The sequence below is a fragment of the Roseburia sp. OM02-15 genome, from assembly GCF_003481835.1.
GTDB lineage: Bacteria > Bacillota > Clostridia > Lachnospirales > Lachnospiraceae > Eubacterium_I > Eubacterium_I ramulus_A.
In genome coordinates this window covers 202,044-203,570 of record NZ_QULX01000006.1, presented here as the reverse complement: position 1 = coordinate 203,570, position 1,527 = coordinate 202,044, and the positions used below count along the sequence as shown (strand labels likewise).

The 1,527-nt window shown below is 39.0% G+C and carries 2 protein-coding genes; both read right to left on the bottom strand.

The genetic code is table 11. The features are described from left to right. Positions 1-42 precede the first annotated feature (42 nt). Positions 43-222 (bottom strand): hypothetical protein, encoded by a 180-nt coding sequence (locus tag DXB15_RS08340; protein WP_118702650.1) that lies wholly within the window; start codon positions 220-222, stop codon positions 43-45. A gap of 59 nt (positions 223-281) precedes the next feature. Then, the gene (locus DXB15_RS08335; RefSeq protein WP_118702649.1) at positions 282-1,433 is read right to left on the bottom strand and encodes an IS91 family transposase; all 1,152 of its coding nucleotides are present in this window, start codon (positions 1,431-1,433) and stop codon (positions 282-284) included. Positions 1,434-1,527 lie beyond the last annotated feature (94 nt).

Genomic DNA, 1,527 nt, shown 5'->3' with positions numbered 1-1,527 from the left:
TAGCCCGCACAGAGGCGGGCATAGCAAATAAACGATAAGTTTTTAGAAGATATAAAAACCTTCAGCACCGGGAAAATCTTCATCAAACACATCGTCTTCGTTTAAAAAGTAATCCATATCAAGCAAATCATCCTCACTCATGTGACGGATGTCATCAGCGGTCATGCCTTCTGGTGGATTTTTTATATATTTATTTCTGATTTCATCTGAATGTTTTGACATAGTTTTGTACCTCCGATCTTTAAATTATTCTATCACAGACGGAGAAACATGAACAGTGGTCAGGCAGATGAGTGTGCATGAAATCTGTGCATTGTCCTTTCGTACATTTCATTCAGAGAAATATGCTGATGATTATAATAAAGGTCAAGAAAAGTCATGGTCTCACCGCAGCATGGACATTTAAGAGGATCATATCCGAAGGAATGTAAAATACAGTCGCGCCAGCGGTTGAAGGAAAGAAATATCTTTCGTTTTTCTTTTGCAATGGCAAGATTTAGTTTGGAATCATTTTTATGATTTCCAGCATATAGACCATAGTATCGGATCTGCTTGAAATGTTTTTCAGGGATGTGTTGGATCAACCGCTGAATGAATTGCATAACAGGAACAGATTCGGTAATAAGCCGGTTGTCTTCGTGCCGGTTATAGTGAAAGGTGACAGTTTCACCATCGTAATGATCTATACGTGAGGTTGCGATGACTGGACGACCAAGATAACGGCCAATGTATTTGGTGACGATTTTAGGGTTGCATTTGTTTGGTTTGGCATAGACATAGAAGCCATGTTTGTGTTCCTGGTAACAACGCGCTTTCACTTTCTTGAAGGAAACACCAAGTTCCTTTTCCATAAGATCAAGAAGTGCGGTACGAAATGCATTACGAAGAAAGGTATAGTTGAAATGCTTTTTGGAGCGCCAGAGACTGGAGTTGCCAATACCACCTTCAGAGACAAGACAATGGATGTGAGGATTCCATTTTAAGTCACGACCAAAAGTGTGGAGAACAAGAATAAATCCGGGTGTAAAACATTCAGACTTATTATCTTTATAGAAAGCCCGGAAAATAACACTTTGAACAGCATCAAAAAGAAGACCGAGGAGTTTTCGGTTTTCTAAAAAGAAATGTCTGAGTTCAGAATCAATGGTGAAAACACAGTGCCGGTGTTGTGCATTGATTATCTTAAAAGACATAGAGGTAGTGCGGTCAATGGAGTACTTGGTTCCACAGATAGGACAGAAACGACTATGGCATCGGAAAGGAACGAATTTGAAAGTACCACATTTAGAACAACCATACATTGCACCACCAAAAGAAGGATCACCGCAATTAATCATGCGGTCAACATTTTCGATGACGGATTTGCGTGGATGTAAAATATAAAGCATTTCTTCATAATGGTCTTTGAAAATATCCTGTAATACATTACTCATGAGACTATTATGAATGATTATTAATAAAAAAGAAACCCCTTACCCCTCATGAGTGAGGGGCAGGGGAGTTGAAGTGTCGAAGACACTTTTTTAT

What these genes read in the sequence shown, in the direction of transcription:
- DXB15_RS08340 (WP_118702650.1), bottom strand. Translation starts at nt 222, where the DNA reads ATGTCAAAACATTCAGATGAAATCAGAAATAAATATATAAAAAATCCA.
- DXB15_RS08335 (WP_118702649.1), bottom strand. Translation starts at nt 1,433, where the DNA reads ATGAGTAATGTATTACAGGATATTTTCAAAGACCATTATGAAGAAATG.